The sequence below is a fragment of the Pseudonocardia lacus genome (assembly GCF_018531445.1).
Taxonomy (GTDB): Bacteria; Actinomycetota; Actinomycetes; order Mycobacteriales; family Pseudonocardiaceae; genus Pseudonocardia; species Pseudonocardia lacus.
Genome location: NZ_JAHDTH010000007.1, coordinates 27,619 through 49,559 on the forward strand (window position 1 = coordinate 27,619; position 21,941 = coordinate 49,559).

Sequence of the window (21,941 nt, forward strand, 5' to 3'; positions counted from 1 at the left end):
TCGGGGTGCGCGCCTGGGCGGTCGAGTGCCCCGGGCCGCTGGGTGGACCCGGGCCCGGTCCGCTGGAGCGGATCGCGCTGCCCGAGCAGGCCCCCGGCCGCGGGGAGGTCGCGGTGCGGGTACTGGCGTGTGGGGTCTGCCGCACCGACCTGCACCTCGCCGAGGGCGACCTGCCGCCGCGGCGCCCGTCGACGGTCCCCGGCCACGAGGTCGTCGGCGTCGTCGACGAGCTGGGTCCCGGGGCCGGTCGGTTCGCGCTCGGCGACCGCGTCGGCATCGCCTGGCTGCGCGGGACGTGCGGGGCGTGCCGGTGGTGCCGCACCGGGCGGGAGAACCTGTGCCCGACCGCGCGGTTCACCGGCTGGGACGCCGACGGCGGCTACGCCGAGCGGACCGTCGTGCCCGAGGCGTTCGCCTACCGCCTGCCCGACGCGCTCGACGACGCCACCGCGGCACCGCTGCTGTGCGCGGGGATCGTCGGCTACCGTGCGCTGCGTCGCGCCGAGCTCCCGCCCGGAGGCCGGTTGGGCATCTACGGCTTCGGCGCGTCCGCGCACGTGGTGGCGCAGGTGGCCATCGCGCAGGGGGCGACGGTGCACGTCCTGACCCGCTCCGCGCCGGCCCGCGCCCTGGCGCTGCGGCTCGGTGCCGCCTCCGCCGGGCCGGCCGACGGCGCCCCACCGGAACCGCTGGACTCCGCCGTGCTGTTCGCCCCCGCGGGCGAGCTCGTGCCGGTGGCGCTGCGGGCCCTTGAGCGGGGCGGCACGCTCGCGGTGGCCGGCATCCACCTCTCCGACGTCCCGGCCCTGGACTACGACGCGGAGCTGTTCCGGGAGAAGCAGTTGCGCAGCGTCACCGCCAACACCCGCGCCGATGGCGAGGAGTTCCTGCGGCTCGCCGCGGCGCTCGACGTCCGACCCGAGGTCACCCGCCGCCCGCTGGACGAGGCCGACCGCGTCCTGGCCGATCTGGCCGCCGACCGGATCACCGGAGCGGCCGTCCTCGTCCCCTGACGGTCCGCGCCGGTCGGGGGCCAAGGACCCCCGGCCGCGGGCCCTGCGCCGCTGCCGGCGCGGACGGCGACGGCGCAGGCTGCCTGCTGAGACGAGGAGGTCGGACATGGACGCCGTACTGGGTACCGGGAGCATCCGCCGTGACGTGGTCGTCGGTGTCGACGGCTCCGCCGACGCACTGCGGGCCGTGCGGTGGGCCGCGCGCGAAGCGCGGCGCCGCGACCTGCCGCTGCGCGTCGTGGTGGCCCATGGAGCGGTCGGCGACGGCGCAGCCACGCACCGGATGAGCGAGCTGCGCTTCCGGGAGGTGCAGCGCCGCACCGCCGCCGATGCGGCCGCGGCCGCCGCGGCGGCCGCCGTCGAGGTGACCCCGGGCATTGCCGTCGAGCAGCGCGTCGTCGCCGGCGCGCCCGCCGAGGTGCTGCGCCACGAGTCGCGCTCGGCCCGGCTGCTGGTGCTCGGCGACCGCGGCCGCGGCCGGCTGCGCGGTGCCGTCGCCGGGTCGGTGGCCGTGGCCGTGACGACGACCGCGCAGTGCCCGGTCGTCGTCGTGCGCGGTGGTCCTCACCTTGACGTGGAGTCGTCGCTGCCCGTCGTGCTCGGCGTAGACGGGTCGGCGACCAGCGAGGCCGCCACCGAGTTCGCCTTCGCCGCGGCCGACGCCCGCGGCGTCCCGCTCGTCGCCGTGCACACCTGGTGGGACCCCGTGATCGGCCCGGTGGTGGCGCGCGTGATCGACGTCGCGGCGATCGAGGCCGACGAGCGGCGGATGCTCGTCGAGCGCCTGGTCGGCTGGAGCGAGAAGTACCCGCGGGTCGCGGTGGAGACGGTGGTCTCGCGCGACTTCCCGGCCCACGTCCTGCTGCGCCGGGCGACCCGCGCCCAGCTGCTCGTGCTCGGGTCCCGCGGGCTCGGCGAGCGCACCGGGCTGGTCCTCGGCTCGGTCAGCAACGCGGCCGTCCACCGCGCACCGTGCCCGGTCGCGGTCGTGCGCCCCGACGGCTCGGGGAGGGCGTGACCGTGGCGACGACGCGCAAGGCGCTGCCCCGTCGGGGAGTGGACCGGCTCGCGGACGCGCTCGCCGTGCTGACGGTGGTGGCGGCGTTCGCCTTGCTGCTCGCCGCGGGGGCGGCCGTGGTGGTGGTGCACGGTAAGGAGTCCCAGCGCGTCGCGGCCGAGCAGCAGGAACGCACGAGGGTCGGCGCAGTCCTGCTGGCCGACGCGACCCGGGAGGGCACCCCCGCCTCGGCCACCGCCGCCACGCCGGTCCGCGTGGCCGCGCGCTGGACCGACCCCGACGGGACACCCGTCACCGGCGAGGTGTTCGCACCGTTCGGGGCGGACGCCGGTCAGCAGGTGAACGGGTGGGTCGACGGAAACGGCCAACCGGTGACGGCTCCGGCGGACCAGGACGAGGTGTTCGCGTCGACCATCCTGACCGGGTTCTCGGTCATGGCGCTGGGAGGCATGCTGCTGCTCGGCGCGGGGCTGGGCGTCGAGCAGCTCCTCGCGCTGGCGCGCGGCCGCTACTGGGAGCGGGAATGGGACCGGGTCGAGCCGATGTGGCGGCACGGCCGTGCCGGGCAGAGCTGACCCGAGCGGGTCCTCGAGCGCTGTAGCGACGGGGGTGAGTAGGGACATCCGGGGCCTATGCGCGAGAGCTTCATCGGGTGTCGGTACGTGGAGAAGCCGGAGGAGGTCGAGGCGTTCTGTCGCGCCTTCGACGGCATGCGTGCGCAGGCGGTCCCCATCGAGGAGTTAGTACCTGGGATGATCGACGGCACCACGCCTTGGATCAAGGCGAGCATGAGCGACACCGGCACGTCCTGCGTCGAGCAGCGGCGTCACGAGGGCATGATCGAAGTCAGGGACACGAAGGACCGGGGAGGCCCGGTGCTGCGTTTCCGGCCTGACGAGTTTGTAGCCTCGCTCGATGGCGCGAAGCGCGGCGAGTTCGATCACTTGGCCTGAGCTCGCCAACCCGCGGCCCGGCGCCCGGCGGTCCCGGTCGGGCGCTCGGTGCCGAGCCGCGGTCGGGTCAGCGGGGCCGACTGCGGTGCGCCCCGACCACCCCGGCGGTGGCGGTGACCACGCCGACCACCACCAGCAGGACGGGCAGGACGACGTCCCACCCGATCGGCAGCGCGTCGTAGGCCTGCAGCAGCAGCGCGACGCCGGCGAGCACTGCGCCCAGGCCGGTGCCCAGGACGGCGGCCGGGTGGCCGCGGCGGGTCTCACGGACGGACATGACGGACCTCCACCTCACCGGCGCCGACGTCGACCACGGCGCTCGCCGCGCTGGTCGGGGGCCCCTGGGACCACCGCAGGTCGAAGCCCTCCCGGACGGTGCGGCCGTCGACCTCGACGGTGCCTGTCACGACGCGGACGTCGACGCGGACCGGCTCGTCGGCGGGCAGCCGCAGGACCACCGTGCCCGCGCCGACCGCCACGTGGGCACCGCCGGGCGGCAGGTCGCCCTGCACGAGGTCGAGCACCACCTCGCCGGCCGCCATCCGCACCGGGGCGGGCCAGCCGTCGCGCGCAGGCGCGATCGTCCGCTCGCCGGGCGGCCCGAGGTAGCGGTCCGCGCCCACCCCGACCGCGCTCGCGACCAGGAGCGCGAGGACGCCCACGACCACCAGGTCCGCCCGGCCGGTCCCGCCGGCCAGGCTGGCCAGCAGCGCGACGCCGATCACGATGAGCGCGGCGGCCGGTAGCGCGCGCCACGGCACGGCGACGCCGGCGTCGTCGAGCAGCCAGCCGACGCCCACGGCGAGCAGCAGCAGGCCGAGGACGATGCGGTCCCAGCGGGGCCGGCGCCGGTCGTGCGCCGGTTCGGGGACCGTCGGGACGGGGTCGACCAGTGTGCTCACGGCTCACCTCCGCGCCGAGACGAGCACGAGGATGCCGGCCGCGACGACGACCAGCGGCCAGAACAGGTGGGTGCCCAGGCCCGGGACCCAGGCCCGCAGCAGGAGCAGCGCCCCCATCCCGACGAGGCAGGACCCGACGGCGATGGCCACCGAGTGGCGGCTGGGCGGCGGGGCCTGCGGCACGGGGTCGTCGGCCCCATCGCCGCTGCCGGCCTCGGGGATCAGGATCCAGGCCGCCACGTAGGCGAGCACGCCGACGCCACCGGACAGGGCGAGCGCCACGGCGGCGATGCGCAGCAGGACGGCGTCGATGCCCAGCGAAGCGGCGATCCCGCCGCACACGCCGCCGATCATGCGGTCGGTGCGGCTGCGGCGGATGCGCCGGGGTCCGCCCGGTGGCGGCGTCGGCTCCGGCGTCGGGGCGGGAGACCGCGGGACGGGTCCGGTCATTGTCGTCCTCCTCGGGTGGGCCCGGTGGTCCGGGCGGTCCACGGGCTGAGCAGCACCCCCAGCACGTCGCGGATGGAGACGATCCCGACGACCTGCTCGCCGTCGTGCAGCACGACGTGCCGGATCCCGGCGTCGAGCATCCGGGCGCCGACCTCGGCGATGCTGTCGCCGGGCGCCGCGGTGACCAGTTCGGTGGTCATCAGGTCGACGGCCTGCACGGTGCCCGGCTCGCCACCGGCGGCGACCACGGCCGCCAGGTCGCGCTCGGAGATCAGCCCGCTGGGTCGGCCGGGGACGCGCACCACGACGGCGCCGATCTCGTCGGCGACGAGTTCCTCGGCGACCGCGCGGAGGGTCTGGGAGCTGTCGACCTCGGCGACGACGGTGGCCGCAATGGTCGCGATCGGGTCGGTGGGAGCGGTTGTCGTGTGCACGGGGGACTCCTCGGTCGGGGCCTGTGGCGCCGACACTCGCACCGGCGGGTGCGCGGCGGACCGGTCGGCGGTCCCGGCTCGGCCGGGACCTCCGGCCCCCGCCAAGACCGTCCCGGACCCCACGGGCTGGTCCCACCAGGACGGACGAGAGCGGGCGGCGGGGCGTGGCGGCAGCCGTGCCTCGCCGACGGCCGGCCACCGGGTGAGGTACGACCGCCCCGTCGGTCGGCTGCTCGGCGGTGGGCCAGCGCGGCCAGGTCGCGCAGCCAGGGGCGGTCGCCGGGTTCGTGCACGATGTGCAGCCAGGCGCCTCCTCCTGGGGGCGCGCCGCAGCGCGTACTGCTCGGGCAGGCCGACCGGGGCGTCGCTGAACGGGTGGCGGTTGGTGGGCCGTCGCCGCACGGCGTCGAGCAGCCGGCGCAGCTCCGCTGGATCGTGCGCCAGCGTGACGCGTGGGTGGATCACCGGCCGTGCAGCGCGAGGCGCAGGGTGAACAAGCGCGGCTCCGCAGGAGATCCGCAGCTCGCGGTCGTCGGGGTCGATCCCGGGCAGGCCCCACTCGTGGTCTACGACCAGCAGTATCGCCCCGGCTCGACGTGGAATCGCCACGGCTGCGCGTCGTGCAGCGACGGCGCCGCGGCCGCGGTGGCAAGCACCTCGTGCAGCTGTGCCCGGCTGAGGTCGAGGGCTCCCCGGTACTCGTTCATGCGGCCGTCCGCGCGCTCGCCGTTCGTGTCGCGGCCGAGGCTGCCGCTCGCCGCGGCGGCGGTACGGCCCGGAAGCCCGTCCCGCTCGGGGCGACGGGCGTCCGGGGCCTCCGGCCGCACCCGGCGCACGGGGGTCAGCGCTCGGACCGGCACCCGGCCGCCTGCAGGCGGGCGACGCGCCGCGCCGTGAGCAGCGCGAGCACCGCGACGGCGGCCACGACCAGGACGAGCCGGTTGACGTCGACGGCCGGCTGCCAGCGGGCGGTCCCCTGGCTGAGCACGAAGGCACCGACCGGGCGCCCTCCGAAGCCGCCGCCGGAGCCGCCCTCCTCTCCCGGGCCCGTGCCGGAGCCCGCACCGCCGCCGCCGCCGACCCGCGCCGCGGTCACGATCGTGACGCCGTGGGCGTCGATCGGTTCCCCGAAGACCCGGTTCGCCCGGGCCGCTGCCTCGACGCCGTCGAGCAGGGTGCCCACGTCCGGGGCCGGGGCGCCCGCCGCGGGCGAGGGCCGGGCGTTCCTGCTGTGCATCGTCGTGTCCATGACCCACCTCGATGTGGTCCGGGCGGTCGCGGTCGACCGCACCTGCCCCGATCGTGAGCGCGCGGCGGGCCGCTGCGCAGGGTCTTCGGTCCGCCTTCCCGGGGCGTTCGTCCCCTGCTCACGCACGGTGGTCGTCCCTACCCTGGCCCGATGGCGACCGCCGCTCCCGCCGGGCCTCCGCCCGCGACCGACCCGTGGACCGTGGTGTTCGACGGGTGGGACCCGGCCGACGAGGGGCGCCGCGAGGCGCTGTGCACCCTCGGCAACGGACGGGTCGCGACCCGGGGAGCGGCCCCGGAGTCGGCGGCCGACGGGACGCACTACCCGGGCACCTACGCCGCCGGCTGCTACAACCGGCTGGTCGACGAGGTGGCCGGGGTCCGGGTGGAGAACGAGAGCCTGGTCAACCTGCCCAACTGGCTCGACCTGCGGATCGCGGTCGAGGACGGGCCGTGGGTGGCGATGGCCGGGGTCCGAGTGCTGGAGCACCGGCTGGTCCTCGACCTGCGCCGCGGGCTGCTCAGCCGCGTCCTGCGGTTCGCCGACGGCGCGGGTCGGCGCACCACCGTGCGCCAGCGCCGCTTCGTGCACATGGGCCGGCCGTTCCTGGCAGGCCTGCACACCGTCGTCACCGCGGAGGACTGGAGCGGGCGGCTGCGGGTGCGGTCGGGCATCGACGGGGCGGTTACCAACTCCGGTGTCGAGCGCTACCGCGACATGGCCGGCGCGCACCTCGCCGTGACCGCGACCGGTCGCCCCGAGCCCGACACCGTCGTCCTCGCCGCCCGCACCACCCAGTCCGGAACCGCGATCGCCACCGCCGCCCGCACCCGGTGCTCGACCGGCGGACCACCGGTGGCGGTGCACGAGGACGACCGGCGCATTGCGTTGGAGCTCGCGCTGCAGCTCAAGGCCGGCGAGCCGGTCGCGGTGGAGAAGGTGGCCGCGGTCGTCACCTCCCGGGACCCGGCGGTGTCCGAGCCGGTGGCCGCCGCCGTCGAGCTGCTCGCCGACGCCCCCGGCTTCGACGAGCTGTTGGCCTCCCACGAACTGGCCTGGGAGCAGCTGTGGCGGCGGTTCCGCATGGAACTCACCGACGGCAGCGCCGTCACCACCGCCGAGGTCCTGCGCAACCTGCGGCTGGGCGCCTTCCACCTGCTGCAGACGACCTCACCGCACAACCTCGATCTCGACGCCGGCATCCCCGCCCGGGGCCTGCACGGCGAGGCCTACCGCGGCCACGTGTTCTGGGACGAGCTGTTCGTGCTGCCCGTGCTGTCGCTGCGACTGCCGGGGCTGGCCCGGGCGCTGCTGCGCTACCGGACCCGTCGGCTCGAGGCTGCGCGCCGCGCGGCGCGCGCGGCCGGCCTCGCCGGGGCGATGTTCCCGTGGCAGTCGGGCAGCGACGGCCGCGAGGAGAGCCAGCGCGTGCACCTCAACCCGCGCTCCGGGCGCTGGCTGCCCGACATCAGCCACCTGCAGCGCCACATCGGCCTGGCCGTCGCCCACAACATCTGGCACTACCACCAGGCCACCGGCGACCTGGAGTTCCTGGCCGACCACGGCGCGGAGGTGATCCTGGAGATCGCCCGGTTCTTCGCCGGCCTGGCGACCCACGACGCGGCCCGCGACCGGTTCCGCATCCGGGGGGTGATGGGCCCGGACGAGTACAGCACCCGTTACCCGGGTGCCGAGCGGCCCGGGATCGACGACAACGCCTACACGAACGTGATGACCGTGTGGCTGCTTCACCGCGCCCGCGACGTGCTCGACGTGCTGCCGCCGACGCGGCGCCGCGAGCTGGTCGAGTCCCTCGGACTCACCGCGGCCGAGCTGCTGCGCTGGCGCGACATCGGGCTGCGTATGTTCGTGCCGATCGGCCTGGACGGGGTGATCAGCCAGTTCGAGGGCTACCGGGAGCTCGCCGAGCTGGACTGGGCCGACTACCGGGCCCGCTACGGGGACATCCACCGCCTCGACCGCATCCTGGAGGCCGAGGGCCGCTCGGTGGACGAGTTCCAGGCGTCGAAGCAGGCCGACGTGCTGATGCTGTTCTTCCTGCTGTCCGCGGACGAGCTGCGCGACCTGCTGGGTGGGCTGGGCTACGCGCTGCCGCCGGAGGCCATCGTTCGCACCATCGAGTACTACACGGCGCGAACCGCGCACGGCTCGACCCTGTCCGCGCTCGTGCACGCGTGGGTGCTCGCCCGCGCCCACCGCGCGCAGGCGCTGGAGCACTTCGAGCGCGCCCTGCGCAGCGACGTCGCCGACATCCAGTCCGGCACGACGGCGGAGGGCGTGCACATCGGCGCCATGGCCGGCTGCGTCGACCTGCTGCAGCGCTGCTTCGCGGGCATGGAGGCCCGCCGCGACGCCCTTTGGTTCGACCCGCACTGGCCCCGCCGCTACGGCCGGCTGGAGTTCGCCGTGCAGTACCGCGGGCAGGCGCTGACCGTGCGCGTAACCGGGCGGGAGGTGGAGATCGCCGCCGAGGCCGGGCCCGGCGGGCCGGTCCGGGTGGGCTGCGCGAGGGAGGTGCGCGCGCTGCGCCCCGGCGAGACGGTGCGGTTCGACGCCGCGGCCACCGGCGCCGACCAGCCGTAGCCCAGCCGCCCATGCCCGCCGCGACCCGGCCGCGGGCCGATCGGCCCTGGTCGGTGCGACCCGGTGGGACGACCGTGGACGCGCCGGCCCCGCCGGGCGCGGGTCGGTCACCGAGCGCGGGAGCGAGGGAGGCCCCCGTGAGGCACATCGACGGCAAGGCGTGGACGTACATCGCGGCGGTCCTGGCCGCCGCACCGGTCGTCGTCCTCGCGTCCCTGTTCGGCCCGGCTCCGCGGCCGGCGACCGCCCCGCCGACCAGCGGGCCGACCACGACGGCACCCGCGACGGCGTCTACGGAGGGCCCTGCGTCGACCGCCCGAACACGAGCCCCTGCCGCACCCGCTCCGGTGGCGCCCCCGTCGACCACGCGGCTGCCCGCCCATGACGGTGTCATCGAGGACGCCGGGTACCTCGTCGCGTGCGCGAGGACGGCGACGGCCTGACCGTCGTCGTCGATCGCGTGATCTTCCTGACCGGCGACGACGCCGTGGTCGCCAACGGTGGGGTGCCGCCCGACAACGACCACCTGATCATCAACCGGAACGACCGGCTGCGGACCTACGCCGTGGCCCGCGACGCCGACCTGCGCGGGGTGGACCAACTCGGCGGGGACGACAGCGCGGTGAGCGCCGAGGCGAACACACCCGAGCAGTTCATCGAGCGCACCCGCGTGCTCTCGACCGCGGCAGCGGACCCCTGGTCGACGTCCGGCACCGCTCGACGCACGACGCGACGGTCGTCGCGATCCACGAGCGCCACGTGCCGTGGGGCACGGCGCGAGCGGTGGGGTGCCCGGCGGGCGCGAACACGATGGAGCCCGAGGGCAGCTGAGCGGCCGGGACGATCGGGAGGGGAGGCGGCCGGTGTCCGTCGCGGAGATCGGGCTGGCGCTGGGCATCCTGTCCGGCGGGCTGTTCGCCGGCCTCATGATGACCCTGTCGTGCTGCTGGACCCGATGTGGCGCGCGCCGGCGCCACAGGAGTACGTGCGGGCAATGCGGGCCTTCTTACCCGCGGCCAAGGGCAACCCGGTGATCACGCTGATCACCATGGCGCAGTTCCTCGCCCCGGTGCCCGCGCTGGTCGAGGCCATCGTCGTCGGGGACGTGGTGCGGGCGGTGCTGCTCGGGGCCGGTGTGCTGCTCGCGCTCGCGCCGCTGGTGGTCACCGTGCGGGCCAACTTCCCGATCTACGCCGCAGTGGTCGGCTGACCGGACGTGCCGCCCCCGGGTGGCGGGCCCTGCGCGGCCGGTTCCGGACGCTGAACGCGGTGCGGTTCGTGCTGGCGGCCGCGGCCACCGCTGCGTACCTCGTCGCGGCGCTGGGCTGAGGTCCCGGGTCGGACGTCGGGCTGTCGTCAGCCCTTCGACCCTGGGGCACGCTCGGGTGGCGCGGGAGGCTCACGGGTGCGGGGCGCGGCGGTGCCCGCGGTGCCGCCGACCGAGGGAGCGAGGCGGTGGCGATGAGGCACTGGATCGACGGGATGCCCGGTTGGGGCAACGTGATCATGATGACGGGCACGCTGGTGTTCTGGGCCGTGATACTGCTGATCGTCGTGGCGGCGGCGCTGCGGCTGCCTCGGGAGGACGGGAGCCGCGGCGGGCGCAGGGACCGACGGCCCGACGCCGAGCGGATGCTGGCCGAGCGGTTCGCGCGCGGCGGCATCGACGAGGCCGAGTACCGGGCCCGGCTGGACGTGCTGCGCCACGGCACGGCCGGGACGACCGGACCGCGCACCTGACGCGGGGCCTTCGAACCCCGCCCAGGGGCACGGGCAGGGCCGGCGAGCGGCCGTCCGCGACGTCGCCCGCCGGCTGGCCTGGCTGGCCGAGCAGTCCCCGAAGGTGGCGGAGGCCGAGGTGAACCCGCTGGTCCTGCGGGACGACGGGCCCGTCGCGGTAAACCTGCGGATCCGGGTGGAACCCGCGCCGGTCATCGACCCGTGGCTGCGCGCCCTCCCGGTCTGACTCCTGGCGGGTCCGCCGCGAGCTGCGGACCGCTCAGCCCTCGGTCCAGCTCAGCCCCGGTCCAGCTCGACGACCTCGACGCCGCCGACCGCGTGGATGCTGCGCCCGCTCGTCCGCTCCGCGACGAGCACCAGGACGAAGGGGCGCGGCTCGCGCACCCACGCCACGGGTCGACGAGGCGGGCCAGCCGCTCGGCCAGATCCTCGTCGTCCACCTCGTCGAGGGTGCCGTCGACGAGCACGGTCCACCCGCTGCGCAGGCCGGGTTCGATGTCCTCCACCTGGAACGCGACCCGCGACCGCGCACGGGCCACGGCGAGCAGGTCGGTGTCGCCGGTGCGCAGGACCACGGTGCGGCCGTCGAGCCCGTAGTTGACCGGGACGACGAGGATGCGGCCGTCCGGCGCCACCCACGCGAGCCGGCCGACGCCGGCCCGGGGGAGCAGCGCCCAGCAGGCGGCCTCACCGAGGACGGCGATGCCCACGCCGGCGAGGCCGAGCATGAAGAGCCAGTTGGCCCACCAGGTGCCGGCGATGGTCTGGAAGGTGGTGTCGAAGGGTCCGACTTCGACGCTGCTGAGGAAGCCCTTGGTGGGGGATCCGCGTTGATCCAGGCTCGTTCGGTGGTGGTGGCGTAGCCGAGGCCGAATAGCTTGTCGAGGAAGGCCCAGAGGAAGACGAGGCCGGTGGTGATGCGCAGCACCGCCAGCGACCGGGCCGCCGCGCTCGCCGGGACGACGGCCGCGGAGGTGGCGTTCTCGGGTGTGCGTCGGATGGTCATCGATGTGCTCCTCGCGCTCTACCTTGCGCTCCGCCTCGAGCAGGAGAACCATCCCGCCGCGGCACCCCCCCGCGCCTGCGCAACAGCCCGGATCCACCGGACCGAAGGTCACCGGCTGCGCTCCTCCGGAGGGGGCCGAGCGGTACCGCGCGGGCGGGACCTCCGGCCGTGCCCGGTGGCCCTACGCGCCCGTGCCGTCGCGCCACGCGGCGGCGGCGCGATCGACCGCCGCGGCCACGGTCCCCCCGGTCGGGATCGTGGTGGCGGTGGGCCAGGGGTCGGCCGCGGCCGCCATCGCCGCGGCGATCGCCGGCGTCGCGTCGGACGGCCCGCCCGTCCGCTCCAGGATCCGCCGCCGCGCCAGCGCTGCGTCGGCCTCGCAGCGCAGCTCGACCTCCCGGCTGGACGTGCGCCGGGCGAGATCACCCGCGCGTTGCCGCAGCGTCGCCGACGTCCAGGACGCGTCGAGCACCACCGACTCGCCGCGCCCCAGCAGGACCTCGGCCCGGTGCAGCAGCTCGGCGTGCAGCGCCTCCGTGCGGGCCGGGGAGTAGATGCCCTCCGCGTAGCCCGCGCCCGCCGGTGAGCCCGGGTCGAGCCCGGCCAGCTCCTTGCGGAGCCGGTCGCTGGACAGCACGACCGCGCCGAACCGGTCCGCCAGGGCGGTCGCCACCGTCGTCTTGCCGGTCCCGGGCAGCCCGCCGACCAGCACGAGCCTGACCTCGCCCGCGCGCAGGTGACGCAGCGCGAGCTCGGCGTGCGCCACCGCGTCGACGGCCGCGGCCGGCTCGCCCTGGGCGTGGCGCAGGCAGGCGACCTTCGCCCGCACGCCCGCCCGGTAGGCCACGTAGTGGTGGCGCAGGGCGGGCGGGGCGGGGTCGCCGGAGAACTCGACGTAGGCGTCGAGGAAAGCGGCGGCGAGGTCGGGCCGGTCGTGGCGCTCCAGGTCCATGACCAGGAAGGCCGCGTCGTCCAGGACGTCGACGTGGCGCAGCCGGTCGTCGAAGTCGAGGCAGTCCAGCAGCTGCGGACCGCGGTCCAGGCAGAACACGTCGTCGGCCAGCAGGTCGCCGTGCCCGTCGACGATCCGGCCCCGGGCCACCCGGTCGGCCAGCAACGGACCGCGCCCGGACAGGAACCGGCGCGCCCCCGTGGCGACGGCGTCGACCAGCCCGGGAGCGAGGACGGTACCGCGTTGAGCGGTGATATCGGCGAGGTTGGCCTCCCACCGGGCAGCGAGCGCGTCGCGCCCGCCGTCGGCGTCGATCTCGACGCTGCGGTCAGCGCGGGCGTGGAAGGCGACGAGCAGCCTGGCGACGGCGCGCAGCGCGTCCTCGGCGGGCGCGCCGGTGCGCAGGAGCTCGGAGAGCCGCCGGTCTTCGGGCATCCGCCGCATGACCAGCACGGGCTCCCCGGCAGCGCGGTACGGATCGCCGGCTCGGTCCTCGACGTCCCGGTCGTCGAGCGACGGGGGAGACAGGTGGGCGATCCCCAGGTAGGGCCAGGGCGCGAGGCGGCGGTTGAGCCGGAGCTCGCGGCGCAGCGCGGCGGAGCGCAGGGCGGGGGTGGTGAAGTCGAGGTAGGCGGTCCGCACCGGCTTCTTGACCTTGTAGGCGAGGTCGCCGACCAGCAGGACCAGGCCGGCGTGGGTCTCGCGGACAACCGCGTCGATCATGCGACCAGGGTCGTCCGCGCGCCCGGGCCGTCGGCAGGGCCGGAGGTCCCGTCGGGCGCCGCCGGAGGCCACCGCCGCGTCGGAGCGAACGGCGGGGGATGCCGGGCCCGCCGGCCGTCGACCGCACGGGCGGGCGGTCGGACACTCGCGCGATGACCCCTTCGCAGGTGAGGCGCAGCGTCGGTGGCGGCGTCGGTGGCCTCGTCGGCGACAGCGCGGCCATGCGGGCCGCGGTCGCCGGGGCCGTTGCGGTGCCGGGGGCCAAGCGGTGGTGGATCGAGCCGATCAGCGGCGGGGTGGAGGTGCATGGCGAGGTCACCGCGGGCGGGGGCGGTTTGTGGGTCCCCGACACCCGCCTCGCTGCTGGCTCCGGGCTGTTCGCCGTGCACCTGGAGGTCGTCGTGCGCGCCGTGCGCCCGGTCATCTCGTTGGCGCCGCGCACCCGGCGCCCGAGCCTGCTGGCGGTGCTGCGCTACGGAGCCGAGGCACCGCCCACGCCGACCGAGCGCACCCTGCAGGCCGTCCTGGCCGGGGCCCGGCCGCGCCCGCGCGTCGAGCTGCCCGGCATCCGGGCGCACCTGCGCCGGGCCGCCGAGGCCGAGGCCACCTGGGTGCGCAGCGCGGTCGAGCCCGGCGAGCGCGCCGCGGTGGGCGCCCTGCTCTCCCGCGGCGGCGCGGACCTCGACCCGGAGGCGATGCTGGTGCTGGTGGCCAGCCCGCACGACCTGCCGCCAGCCAACCCCGCACACCCACGGCTCCTGCCGACCACGCGGTCGGCAGGAGCCGTCGAGCGTTCGGACGCGGTCAGCGCGGCATGCGCTCGATGGTGTCGTCGACGGCACGCCGCGGCGTCGCCGGCAACGGCTTGCCGCCCGGGGCCCACCCCACGCGCAGCACCAGCTGCGGGGACAGCGTCCCGCCCAGCACGCGGTCGCGGACCACGATCCGGGTCTCGCCGACCTCCAGCGGCTGGCTCAGGGGGCAGGTCGCCAGACCGAGCCGGGTCGCGTGCAGCATCACCGCGCTGGCGGCCTCACCGGCCCGCAGCTGCGAGAGGGTGTCGTCGGACGCGGTGCCCAGCACGAGCAGCAGCGCCCCGTCGCCCGCTCCCTCGCCGTCGGGGCCCGGGCCCTGGTCCAGCGTGCCCGGGGTGAACCGGCGGGCGGTGTCGCCGCCCGTGCCGACCGGGTCGCGCAGCAGGTTGCGCGGCGGGACGCCGAGCCCGTCGACGGCCATGCCGGTCCACGCCGCGGTCTCCGCGCGGTAGCGCGGATCGCTCTCCTGGATGCGGGCGGCGTCGCGGATGGCGCCGAGCAGCACGCGGCGCGAGTAGCCGTCGGACACCACCCGCAGCACCGCGCCCTGCTCCGCCGCCCGCGCGACCATCTCGTCGACGAAGGCGGAGGGGACGTCCCACGAGCCGTAGCGCCGACGGTCGGTGCGCCGTTCGGAGATGGCGATGGCCAGCCCCAGGTCGGCTTCGGCGACCGCGCCGGTGCCCTTCGCCGCCCGCAACGTGACGGCGGCCAGGTGGTCGCCCTCGTCGGGGTTGGGCAGTCGGTGCACCTCGGCGGCCAGCCCGGCCGCGGAGAGCGCGACGCGCAGGTGGTGCAGGACCGCGCCGCAGCTCAGCGCCATGTCTCGGCCGTCGGCGTCGGTGGCGGGCAGCCAGCGCCGCAGGTCGGCGTAGAGGTGCACGCTGCGCGGGCCGACGACCCACCGCCACGGCTGGCTGTTGTGCACCGACGGCGCTCTCGACGCCAGGTCGATGGCCGCGCGGACGGTCCGCTCGTCCACGGCCGGACCGGTGTACTGGTTCATGACCCCTCCTCCTTCAGGTCCGCGGTGCGGGCGCTGTCGAGCCGGGCACCGCTGAGCGTGTCGAGCTGCGCACGTCCGGGTCGACGACCAGGACCGGGACCGGGCTGTGGCGCAGCACCGCCCGGCTGTGCGAGCCGAACAGCGTGCGGGCGGTGGCGCCCCGCCTGCGGGCCCCGACCACCAGCACCCGGGCCGCGTGCGCCGCGGTGAGCAAGGCGCTGGTGGGGTCCGCCCCGGGTGTGCGCAGGTCCACCGCGACCCGCGGGTACCGCCGCGACCACTCGGCGAGCGCCGCGCGCAGGTGCGCCGTGCGCTCCTCGTCGTGGGCGGCGTGGCCGGGTAGGTGCTCGCGCAGGCCGGCTCGCGCCTGCAGCACGACCACTCCGACCCCGTGCAGCGCGGCCTCGGCGAACGCCACGGCGAGCGCGGCGGCGTCGGCCCCCGGGTCGTCGACGCCGACGAGCACGGGCTCGGACCCGCTGCGGGTCCGACCGCGCACCACGGCGACCGGGCACGAGGTGTGGCCGACAACGGCGAACGCCACCGAGGTCGGCAGGACGTCGTAGGACGACTGGTCCGGGCGGTGCGGGATGCCCACGACCAGCAGCTGCGCCGTCTCGGCCGCGGCGACCAGCGCATCGGCCGGTCCCGCGGGCGAGGAGGCCGTGGACACCTCGACGTCGGGTGCGGTCCGGCGCGCGACCGTGTAGGCCACGCCCAGGATCGACCGGACCCGCGCGGCCGCGTGGCGGTCGCCGTCCACCGCGTAGGGCGCGGCGTGCACGATGCGCAGCGCGGCACCGCGGGCGCCGGCCTCGACGACGGCCCAACGCACGGCGTCGAGCGCACCGCGGCCGCCGTCGACACCGACGACGATCTTGTCAGCGGGGCCGGGAGGTTGGGGGGTGTTGCGTCGCTCAGGACGGGACGTGGTCTGCACGGCCGACCTCCTTCCGGTTCGGTCGGGTCCGAGCATCGGCCGCCGCGCCGCCCCCCGGCAGGTCCGCAGGGCCCGGACCCGCGGGCCGTGAGTCCCTTCGGCGGCCCCGTCGCCGCGGCCCCGCGCTGCCCGCGCACCGGACCCGGGACCACCGGCCGCGTGCATCCGGGACTTCCGCCCGTCGTGCGGGCGAGCCGGGTGCGCCACCGTGGCGCTGTCCCGGTGGACCGGGGCGTCGGCGGACGTGGAGGGAGCGCGGAGATGGACCGCACCGGCCTGGTCGTGGTGGGGATCGACGGATCGCCTGGGTCGCGGGCAGCGGCGGAGCACGCCCTGGCCGACGCCGCTCGCCGGGGAGCGCGCCTGCTGGCGGTCGCCGCGGCGCCGCAGCCCGAGGTCTGGTCACTCGAGTACGGCATCACCGCGTCGCCGTCCCTCGCCGAGGTGCTGGAGAGGGTGCGGATCGGGGCGCAGGAGCAGTTGCGCGAGCTCCTCGAAGCGCACCCCGACCTGGCAGTGAAGGTCGACGCCTCGGTCGAGGTGCACACCGGCGTCCCCGGTGACGTGCTGACGGCCGCGGCCGCGCACGCCGACCTGCTCGTCGTCGGGCACCGCGGGCGCGGTGCGCTGGCCAGCGCGCTGCTGGGCTCGGTCGGCCTGCACTGCGTTCTGCACGCCACCTGCCCGGTGACCGTGGTGCGGCCCAACGGTGACGCCGCGGTGGCGGCGGGTACCGACACCGCCGCCGCGCGCGCCTGACCGGCGACCGGCCGGGACCGGCCGTTCCGCTGTCAGGTGCGGTCGGTGCCGCCGCCCCGGGCGAGCACCACTCCGGCGGTCAGCACGCCGATCGCTGCGCCGACCATCCCGAGCACGAGCAGCACGCGCACGACGACCGCCCAGTCGAAGCCCGCGGGGTCGAACCGGAACGGGAACACCTGCCACACCCGCGCGGCCACGACCACCCCCATGGCGGAGGTCGCGACGTCACCCGCTGCGCGCAGCCGGGGACCGTCGATCAGGGCGTCGAGCGCCTGCACGACCATCGTGAGGACCAGCGACCCGGTGAACACGCCGAGCACCTGCGTGGTGGCCGGCGTCAGGAACGGCACGGCGGTCCACCCCGGCCAGACGTGCACGGCGACCAGCGTCACCGCGCTCAGCACCACGAGCAGCAGCGAACCGATCCGCCGGCCCGAGCTCGTCCGCTCGCGCATCGTCCCGCGGCCCGGGACAGTCATGATGACCTCCTCGTCGCTCTCCTCGCCCCGGACCGGTCGGTCACACGTGGACGTCGCCCTCGTGGGTGTTCTCGCCGATGTCGGCGGCCGCCGCGCCCAGCAGTTGGTCGCCGAGGTCGGTCAGCGCTCGCGCGACCGCGAGCTCGTCGCCGATCTCGGGCACCTCGTGGTCGGCGGGGTTGCACCGGGCCAGGCCGACGCCGACCCGCTCGCCGTCACGGGTGCGCAGGCGGGCCGTGGCCCGCGTGCGGCCGTCGTGCTCGTCGATGGTGATCACGATGTTCCACCGCTTGGCCTCGATCATGGCGTCCTCCTGGTGGTCGAACTGCGGTCGGAGTGGTCGGGACCGCATGGTCCCGCCGTCCCGGCGGCGCGGGAGCGGTCCTTGGGCCCACGACACCGGGACCGTTAGGCACCGGCGCTGCGGTGCGAGTCGGGGGCCTCGGGAGCGTCGGCGAGCCACTCCAGCAGGTGCTCGGCGAGCAGGTCGGGCACCTGCAGTTGGGGCACGTGCCCGACACCGCGCAGCTCCACATACCGCCACGCCGGGTGCCGCCGGGCCACCGCCCGCGCCGCGGCGACCGGCACGAGCCGGTCCCGGTCGCCGTGCACGAGCAGCACCGGCACGGCGATCGAGGACATCGCCGCGTGGTACACGCCCGAGCGCAGCAGCGCCCACAACAGCGACCGGGTGGCGGACAGGAAAGCCCGCTCCATGCCGGCGACGTCGTCGCGGTCCTCCACCAGCGCGACGGAACGCTCGACCAGCCCCGTCGGCAGCTGCGACGGGTCGACCCGCGCAGCCGCAGCGTGGCCGTCACCGTGCCGCGGGCGCCGTAGCGGCGCCGCCGCAAGTCGGTCAGCAGCTCGCCGAGCTGGCGTGGGTGGCGGGCTGGTCGGCGCTGCTGGTGGTGGCCCTGCTCAACGGGACACTGCGGCAGCTGGTCACCCAGCCGCTGCTCGGCGAGCAGGCTGCCCGCAGGCTGGCCACGCTGCTGCTGCTCGTGGTGCTCACGTCCTGGGCGTGGTGGTTGCACCACCGCTGGCCCATCCGGGGTCCGGGCGCGGCGTGGGCCATCGGCGGGGTCTGGGTGGCGCTGACGCTGGGTTTCGAGGTCGGCTTCGGGCGCCTCGTCGAAGGGCTGAGCTGGTCCGCCGTCTTCGCGGACTACGACCTCACGGCGGGTCGGATCTGGGTCCTGGTGCCGCTGTGGATGCTGGTGCTGCCCTCGGTGGTGCGGCTGCTGCAGGTCGAGACCCGGTACCCGGTGGGACGACGCTGACCGGTCGGTCAGCGCCGTCCCGTTGGTCAGCGCCGTCCCGCCGACCCGGTCAGCGGGTGAACGCGACCGGGCAGCGGGCGTGGTGCAGGGCCGCCTGCCCGACCGGGCCGAGGCGCTGCCCACCGAGGACACCGCGCCCGTGCGAGCCGACCACCAGCAGCCGGGCGTGGGCGGACGCGTCGGTCAGCAGCCGTGCCGGGTGCCGCGGCTCGACCCGCACGCTCACGGAGGCCTCCGGGTACTTCGCCGACCACGTCGCCACGGCAGCGGCGATCGCCTCCTCGCGCTTCGCCTGCTCCTGATCGACGGCGCCGGGGCGGCCGCTCGTGCCGTGCAGCACGGTGACGGTCAGCCCCTCGCGGGCGGCGGCCTCCAGCGCGAAGCGCAGGGCCGTCTCCGCGCCGGGCGACCCGTCCGCCCCGACGACGACCCGCGCGGCAACCGGGTCGGCCGACTCGCGCACGACCACGAGCGGGGACGCCGCGTGGTGGGCCAGGTGCAGGCTCACCGAGCCGACCAGCAGTTCGTAGCCGATCGAGTGCGCTCGCGCGCCGACGACGGTCAGCAGGGCGTCGCCGGACGCGCTCACCAGCGCCGGTGCGGCGGGCTGGTCGTCGATCTCCGACGACACCGGTCGGGAGAACCCGAACGGCAGTACTGCGCGGGCCGAGTCGAGGACCCGTTCGCCGCGGTGGCGCAGCCGGCGGTACTCCCGGGTGGTGGGCGGGAGCTCGCGGTAGCCGACGTCGAGGGCGTGCACCAGGTGCAGCGGCGCGGCGCGGCGGTCGGCTTCGTCGGCGGCCCAGCGCACTGCCAGCCGCGCGTCCGGTGCGTCCTCGACGCCGACGACGACGGCACCACGGGGTGTGCGCATCCTCGTACCTCCTCTCCCTCGCCTGGCCGTCACCGCCGGTGCAGCACCGGCGGTCGATCGTTCACGCCCCCGTCGTCCAGGGCGTAGACCAGCTCGTTGGTGACGTCGACGACGCCGTCCATCCGGCGGACCAGGCGCTCGGCGATCTCGACCTCGCTGCGGCGCTGCAGCTGGCCGGCCAGCACGACGATCCCGTGGTCGACGGACACACGCACCGCGTTCGCATCGGCCAGCAGGATGTGCACGAACACCTCCTCGACGACCGTCCGGCGCATGTCGGCGTCGCTGCGCAGGAAGCGCCGGACGAGGTCACCGCGGCTGATCACGCCGACCAGCCGGCCGTCGTCGAGCACGGGCAGGTGCTTGACCTCGTGGCGGACCATCAGGTCCGCGGCCTCGGCGAGGAGGGCAGTGGGCCGGATGGTGAGCGCGGGCGCGGTCATCACGTCGCCGACGGTGTCGCCCCGGGCCCGGCGGACCTCGGCGCGGGTCCGACGGCGCTGCCACCAGCGGGCGGGATCGGTCAGCGGGCGGGCCTGCTTGGACAGCAGATCGCGCTCGGACACCATCCCGACGACCCGGTCGTCGGCGTCGAGCACGGGCAGGGCGCTGAGTCCGTACCGGGCGAGCGACCGAGCCAGGTCCTTGATCGGCATCGCGGGGCGCGCGGTGCGGACGGTGGTGGTCATGACGTGGGCGACAGTGGCGTTTCGCATGACCGCATGGTCGCCCCGGGCCCGGTGACCGGGCAGGGTCGTCGGTCCGGGACCGCGGGGGCCGTCCGCCCTCCGGCCCGGCCGGCACCGCGTGCGGTCAGCCGCGACCCCGGACGCGGCCAGCGGGCACCCGGCGCCAGCTGGGCGGAGCTGCCCAGGGTGATCAGGTCGACCACTGCGCGTTGGGTGAGCTCGCCGGTCGGGTGCACCCCGACCATCCGCCCGAGGTGCAGCACCGCGACGCGGTCGGAGACCCGGAAGACGTCGTTCAGGTTGTGCGAAATGACAAGCACGGCCAAACCCCGGTCGGCCAGCCGGCGGATCTGGGTGAGCACGACCTCGGTCCGGGGCCCTGGACTGCGGCGCGCTGCTGCCCGCCGAGCGCAGGGCCGCTGGACGTCCTGACCGACGTCGCCCGGCGCGTCCTGGCCGTCGCCGGTTTCGCCCGTTACCCCGCAGAGCGATGAGCCGTGCGCGTGGAGGGCCGCTCGAGGGGTGACGAGGTGCCCGCGCTGGCGGGTCCTGCGCCTCATGTCCCGCCGCCACCTGCGGGGCATCGTGGCACCGAGAACCCAGGAGGAGGTCGCGATGACCGCGCAGCGAACGGTCGTAGTGGGTGTGGACGGCTCGCCGAACTCTCTGACCGCGGTGCGCCACGCCGCCGCGGAGGCCGCGCTCCGCGGCGCCGCGCTCGTCGCGGTCCAGGCGTACGAGCGACCCGAGACCTGGTTCGAGGGCTCACGGCCGATCACCGGACCCAGCGCGGGCGAGATGACGATCGGCATCGAGACGCGCCTGCGCCGCAAGGTCGGCGAGGTCCTGGCGGAGATGGGCGGCGCGGCGCGGCAGGTGCCCTACGACGTCATGGGCATCGTCGGCCGGCCGGGAGCTGTCCTGGTGGACCGCTCGCGCGGAGCCGAACTGCTCGTGATCGGGCACCGTGGACGTGGTGCGGTGGCAAGCGCTGTGCTCGGCTCGGTCGGGCTGCACTGCGTGCTGCACGCGACCTGCCCGGTGACCGTCGTGCCGCTGCGCCCGACGGCGGACAGATCGACGCCCGTCGTCGCCGCGGCGGCGGGTCGGTCGCGATGACTCCGGCCTGGAGCGGCCGTGCGGTCAACGGCCTGGTGGACGTGCTGCTGCGGACCCAGCGCGGCGGAGCTCTGGGGCGCTCGCTGTTGCTGCTCACCGTGACCGGCCGTCGGACGGGCAGGCGCTACCGGCTGCCGGTGCAGTACGCCCGCGACGGCGACGCGCTGTGGGTCCTGGTCGGTGACCACCCCGCGAAGACCTGGTGGCGCAACCTGACCACTGCCGCACCGGTCGAGCTTCACTTGTGCGGGATCCGCCGCCCGGGGTGGGGGCGCGCCGTCGACGGCGGCGTCGAACCGGACCTCGCCGAGCAGGGCCTGCGGGTCTGGCTGCGGCGGTTCCCCGCGGCGGCCCGGACGATGCGGGCCACCGACGAGGCCGGGATGCACGCCGTGGCCAAGCGGCTGCTGCTCGTGCGGGTCGATCTGGCGCCGGACCGCTCCGGTGCGGGCGCCGCGAACCGTGGACGATCCGAGGGAGGTGCGCGGTGACGCCGCGCGTGAAGGACGTCATGACGACCCCCGTGCTGAGCGTGCGCGAGGAATGGTCGGCGGCGCAGGCCGCGGACCTGCTCGCCCGGCACGGGTTCATCCTGCTGCCGGTCGTCGACGACCACGACCGGCTGCTGGGCGTCGTCGGCGAGTCGGACCTGCTGGAGGACCCCCTGAGCGGGCGCCGCGGCGCCCGGCCGCGCACGATCGGTGGGCCGCGGGCCAGCACGTCGACGTCACCGGCGCTGTCGTGGTCGCCGGTGACGCCGAACACCACGCGGTCGCGGTAGCTGAGGATCGACACCCCGGTGCGAACCGTCGAGGCGATGGGGACGTAGGGGATGATCTCGCGCGCGGCCCCAGGGCCGCTCGACGCGTGCGACCGGGTCGGAAGACCCCTCGCCGGAGGCGGTGGCGGGTCCTTCGGCCCTGTGCGCCC

The 21,941-nt window shown here is 76.1% G+C and carries 28 protein-coding genes and 2 pseudogenes; 14 read left to right on the forward strand and 16 right to left on the reverse strand.

What is annotated here, in order from left to right; translation table 11 throughout:
* Positions 1 to 5 precede the first annotated feature (5 nt).
* The 4 genes from KIK08_RS03125 to KIK08_RS03140 all read left to right on the forward strand — a co-directional run bounded on the left by KIK08_RS03125 (position 6) and on the right by KIK08_RS03140 (position 2,984).
* Positions 6 to 1,013: a zinc-dependent alcohol dehydrogenase family protein gene (locus KIK08_RS03125; RefSeq protein ID WP_408004626.1), complete on the forward strand. Its 1,008-nt coding sequence runs from the start codon at positions 6 to 8 to the stop codon at positions 1,011 to 1,013.
* A 106-nt stretch (positions 1,014 to 1,119) separates the two neighbouring features.
* Positions 1,120 to 2,031 carry a universal stress protein gene (locus KIK08_RS03130; RefSeq protein ID WP_214401429.1) on the forward strand — a complete coding sequence of 304 codons (912 nt, stop codon included), beginning with the start codon at positions 1,120 to 1,122 and terminating at the stop codon, positions 2,029 to 2,031.
* A 2-nt stretch (positions 2,032 to 2,033) separates the two neighbouring features.
* Entirely contained in the window at positions 2,034 to 2,606 is a 573-nt protein-coding gene (locus tag KIK08_RS03135) for an Rv1733c family protein (protein WP_214401430.1), read from the forward strand.
* An 87-nt stretch (positions 2,607 to 2,693) separates the two neighbouring features.
* Positions 2,694 to 2,984, forward strand: a complete 291-nt coding sequence (locus KIK08_RS03140) for a DUF397 domain-containing protein (protein WP_308257354.1) — start codon at positions 2,694 to 2,696, stop codon at positions 2,982 to 2,984.
* Between the two features lie 67 nt (positions 2,985 to 3,051).
* On the opposite strand, the gene KIK08_RS03145 is transcribed toward KIK08_RS03140, so the two are convergent.
* The 6 genes from KIK08_RS03145 to KIK08_RS03170 all read right to left on the reverse strand — a co-directional run bounded on the left by KIK08_RS03145 (position 3,052) and on the right by KIK08_RS03170 (position 6,019).
* Positions 3,052 to 3,261: a hypothetical protein gene (locus KIK08_RS03145; protein WP_214401431.1), complete on the reverse strand. Its 210-nt coding sequence runs from the start codon at positions 3,259 to 3,261 to the stop codon at positions 3,052 to 3,054.
* Positions 3,248 to 3,886: a cell wall-active antibiotics response protein gene (locus KIK08_RS03150; protein ID WP_214401432.1), complete on the reverse strand. Its 639-nt coding sequence runs from the start codon at positions 3,884 to 3,886 to the stop codon at positions 3,248 to 3,250. Before KIK08_RS03150 ends, KIK08_RS03145 begins: the two co-directional genes overlap by 14 nt.
* A gap of 3 nt (positions 3,887 to 3,889) precedes the next feature.
* Complete coding sequence (locus tag KIK08_RS03155) at positions 3,890 to 4,336, reverse strand: PspC domain-containing protein (RefSeq protein WP_214401433.1); 447 nt, start codon at positions 4,334 to 4,336, stop codon at positions 3,890 to 3,892.
* Positions 4,333 to 4,770 (reverse strand): CBS domain-containing protein, encoded by a 438-nt coding sequence (locus KIK08_RS03160; RefSeq protein ID WP_214401434.1) that lies wholly within the window; start codon positions 4,768 to 4,770, stop codon positions 4,333 to 4,335. The genes KIK08_RS03155 and KIK08_RS03160 overlap by 4 nt, the downstream gene beginning before the upstream one ends.
* Before the next feature lie 566 nt (positions 4,771 to 5,336).
* Positions 5,337 to 5,606 carry a hypothetical protein gene (locus tag KIK08_RS03165; protein WP_214401435.1) on the reverse strand — a complete coding sequence of 90 codons (270 nt, stop codon included), beginning with the start codon at positions 5,604 to 5,606 and terminating at the stop codon, positions 5,337 to 5,339.
* 5 nt (positions 5,607 to 5,611) lie between these two features.
* The gene (locus KIK08_RS03170; RefSeq protein WP_250556197.1) at positions 5,612 to 6,019 is read right to left on the reverse strand and encodes a sporulation protein; all 408 of its coding nucleotides are present in this window, start codon (positions 6,017 to 6,019) and stop codon (positions 5,612 to 5,614) included.
* Positions 6,020 to 6,169: 150 nt separating this feature from the next.
* Between KIK08_RS03170 and KIK08_RS03175 the strand changes: the two genes are divergently transcribed.
* Complete coding sequence (locus tag KIK08_RS03175; RefSeq protein ID WP_214401436.1) at positions 6,170 to 8,623, forward strand: glycoside hydrolase family 65 protein; 2,454 nt, start codon at positions 6,170 to 6,172, stop codon at positions 8,621 to 8,623.
* A gap of 558 nt (positions 8,624 to 9,181) precedes the next feature.
* On the opposite strand, the gene KIK08_RS03180 is transcribed toward KIK08_RS03175, so the two are convergent.
* A complete protein-coding gene (locus tag KIK08_RS03180) occupies positions 9,182 to 9,349 on the reverse strand; it encodes a hypothetical protein (RefSeq protein WP_214401437.1) in 168 nt (55 codons plus the stop codon).
* 214 nt (positions 9,350 to 9,563) lie between these two features.
* Between KIK08_RS03180 and KIK08_RS03185 the strand changes: the two genes are divergently transcribed.
* The 3 genes and pseudogenes from KIK08_RS03185 to KIK08_RS42175 all read left to right on the forward strand — a co-directional run.
* Positions 9,564 to 9,833, forward strand: a complete 270-nt coding sequence (locus KIK08_RS03185) for a hypothetical protein (RefSeq protein ID WP_214401438.1) — start codon at positions 9,564 to 9,566, stop codon at positions 9,831 to 9,833.
* A gap of 245 nt (positions 9,834 to 10,078) precedes the next feature.
* A complete protein-coding gene (locus tag KIK08_RS03190) occupies positions 10,079 to 10,363 on the forward strand; it encodes an SHOCT domain-containing protein (RefSeq protein WP_408004627.1) in 285 nt (94 codons plus the stop codon).
* A 43-nt stretch (positions 10,364 to 10,406) separates the two neighbouring features.
* Positions 10,407 to 10,589: pseudogene (locus KIK08_RS42175) on the forward strand (acetate--CoA ligase family protein); the annotation flags it as partial.
* Here the strand turns inward: KIK08_RS42175 and KIK08_RS03200 are convergent.
* The 4 genes and pseudogenes from KIK08_RS03200 to KIK08_RS03215 all read right to left on the reverse strand — a co-directional run bounded on the left by KIK08_RS03200 (position 10,555) and on the right by KIK08_RS03215 (position 15,805).
* Positions 10,555 to 11,369 (reverse strand): annotated as a pseudogene (locus KIK08_RS03200) (pyridoxamine 5'-phosphate oxidase family protein). The pseudogenes KIK08_RS42175 and KIK08_RS03200 overlap by 35 nt on opposite strands.
* A gap of 181 nt (positions 11,370 to 11,550) precedes the next feature.
* Entirely contained in the window at positions 11,551 to 13,044 is a 1,494-nt protein-coding gene (locus KIK08_RS03205) for a bifunctional aminoglycoside phosphotransferase/ATP-binding protein (RefSeq protein WP_214401440.1), read from the reverse strand.
* An 804-nt stretch (positions 13,045 to 13,848) separates the two neighbouring features.
* Entirely contained in the window at positions 13,849 to 14,865 is a 1,017-nt protein-coding gene (locus KIK08_RS03210) for an Acg family FMN-binding oxidoreductase (RefSeq protein WP_214401441.1), read from the reverse strand.
* Between the two features lie 13 nt (positions 14,866 to 14,878).
* Positions 14,879 to 15,805, reverse strand: a complete 927-nt coding sequence (locus tag KIK08_RS03215; RefSeq protein WP_214401442.1) for a universal stress protein — start codon at positions 15,803 to 15,805, stop codon at positions 14,879 to 14,881.
* A gap of 261 nt (positions 15,806 to 16,066) precedes the next feature.
* On the opposite strand from KIK08_RS03215, the gene KIK08_RS03220 reads away from it, so the two are divergent.
* Positions 16,067 to 16,564, forward strand: coding sequence for a universal stress protein (locus tag KIK08_RS03220; RefSeq protein ID WP_214401443.1), 498 nt, complete (start codon positions 16,067 to 16,069; stop codon positions 16,562 to 16,564).
* 32 nt (positions 16,565 to 16,596) lie between these two features.
* Here KIK08_RS03220 and KIK08_RS03225 read toward each other — a convergent pair whose 3' ends face one another.
* Genes KIK08_RS03225 through KIK08_RS03235 form a run of 3 tightly spaced genes read right to left on the reverse strand, consistent with a single transcriptional unit; the run spans position 16,597 to position 17,790 of the window.
* Positions 16,597 to 17,046 carry a hypothetical protein gene (locus KIK08_RS03225; protein ID WP_214401444.1) on the reverse strand — a complete coding sequence of 150 codons (450 nt, stop codon included), beginning with the start codon at positions 17,044 to 17,046 and terminating at the stop codon, positions 16,597 to 16,599.
* 40 nt (positions 17,047 to 17,086) lie between these two features.
* Entirely contained in the window at positions 17,087 to 17,398 is a 312-nt protein-coding gene (locus KIK08_RS03230) for a DUF1876 domain-containing protein (RefSeq protein ID WP_408004628.1), read from the reverse strand.
* Positions 17,399 to 17,454: 56 nt separating this feature from the next.
* On the reverse strand, positions 17,455 to 17,790 hold the full coding sequence (locus tag KIK08_RS03235) for an alpha/beta fold hydrolase (protein ID WP_214401445.1): 336 nt from the start codon (positions 17,788 to 17,790) through the stop codon (positions 17,455 to 17,457).
* Between the two features lie 140 nt (positions 17,791 to 17,930).
* On the opposite strand from KIK08_RS03235, the gene KIK08_RS03240 reads away from it, so the two are divergent.
* On the forward strand, positions 17,931 to 18,329 hold the full coding sequence (locus tag KIK08_RS03240; RefSeq protein WP_214401446.1) for a hypothetical protein: 399 nt from the start codon (positions 17,931 to 17,933) through the stop codon (positions 18,327 to 18,329).
* Between the two features lie 49 nt (positions 18,330 to 18,378).
* On the opposite strand, the gene KIK08_RS03245 is transcribed toward KIK08_RS03240, so the two are convergent.
* Together KIK08_RS03245 and KIK08_RS03250 are read right to left on the reverse strand one after the other, a co-directional pair.
* A complete protein-coding gene (locus tag KIK08_RS03245) occupies positions 18,379 to 19,203 on the reverse strand; it encodes a universal stress protein (protein ID WP_214401447.1) in 825 nt (274 codons plus the stop codon).
* Positions 19,204 to 19,232: 29 nt separating this feature from the next.
* On the reverse strand, positions 19,233 to 19,919 hold the full coding sequence (locus KIK08_RS03250) for a CBS domain-containing protein (protein WP_214401448.1): 687 nt from the start codon (positions 19,917 to 19,919) through the stop codon (positions 19,233 to 19,235).
* Positions 19,920 to 20,101: 182 nt separating this feature from the next.
* Between KIK08_RS03250 and KIK08_RS03255 the strand changes: the two genes are divergently transcribed.
* The 4 genes from KIK08_RS03255 to KIK08_RS03270 all read left to right on the forward strand — a co-directional run bounded on the left by KIK08_RS03255 (position 20,102) and on the right by KIK08_RS03270 (position 21,792).
* Complete coding sequence (locus KIK08_RS03255; protein WP_214401449.1) at positions 20,102 to 20,386, forward strand: hypothetical protein; 285 nt, start codon at positions 20,102 to 20,104, stop codon at positions 20,384 to 20,386.
* A gap of 121 nt (positions 20,387 to 20,507) precedes the next feature.
* Positions 20,508 to 21,011 (forward strand): universal stress protein, encoded by a 504-nt coding sequence (locus KIK08_RS03260; protein WP_214401450.1) that lies wholly within the window; start codon positions 20,508 to 20,510, stop codon positions 21,009 to 21,011.
* Positions 21,008 to 21,502, forward strand: a complete 495-nt coding sequence (locus KIK08_RS03265; protein ID WP_214401451.1) for a nitroreductase/quinone reductase family protein — start codon at positions 21,008 to 21,010, stop codon at positions 21,500 to 21,502. Before KIK08_RS03260 ends, KIK08_RS03265 begins: the two co-directional genes overlap by 4 nt.
* Complete coding sequence (locus KIK08_RS03270) at positions 21,499 to 21,792, forward strand: CBS domain-containing protein (protein WP_214401452.1); 294 nt, start codon at positions 21,499 to 21,501, stop codon at positions 21,790 to 21,792. Before KIK08_RS03265 ends, KIK08_RS03270 begins: the two co-directional genes overlap by 4 nt.
* The last annotated feature ends 149 nt before the right edge of the window (positions 21,793 to 21,941 follow it).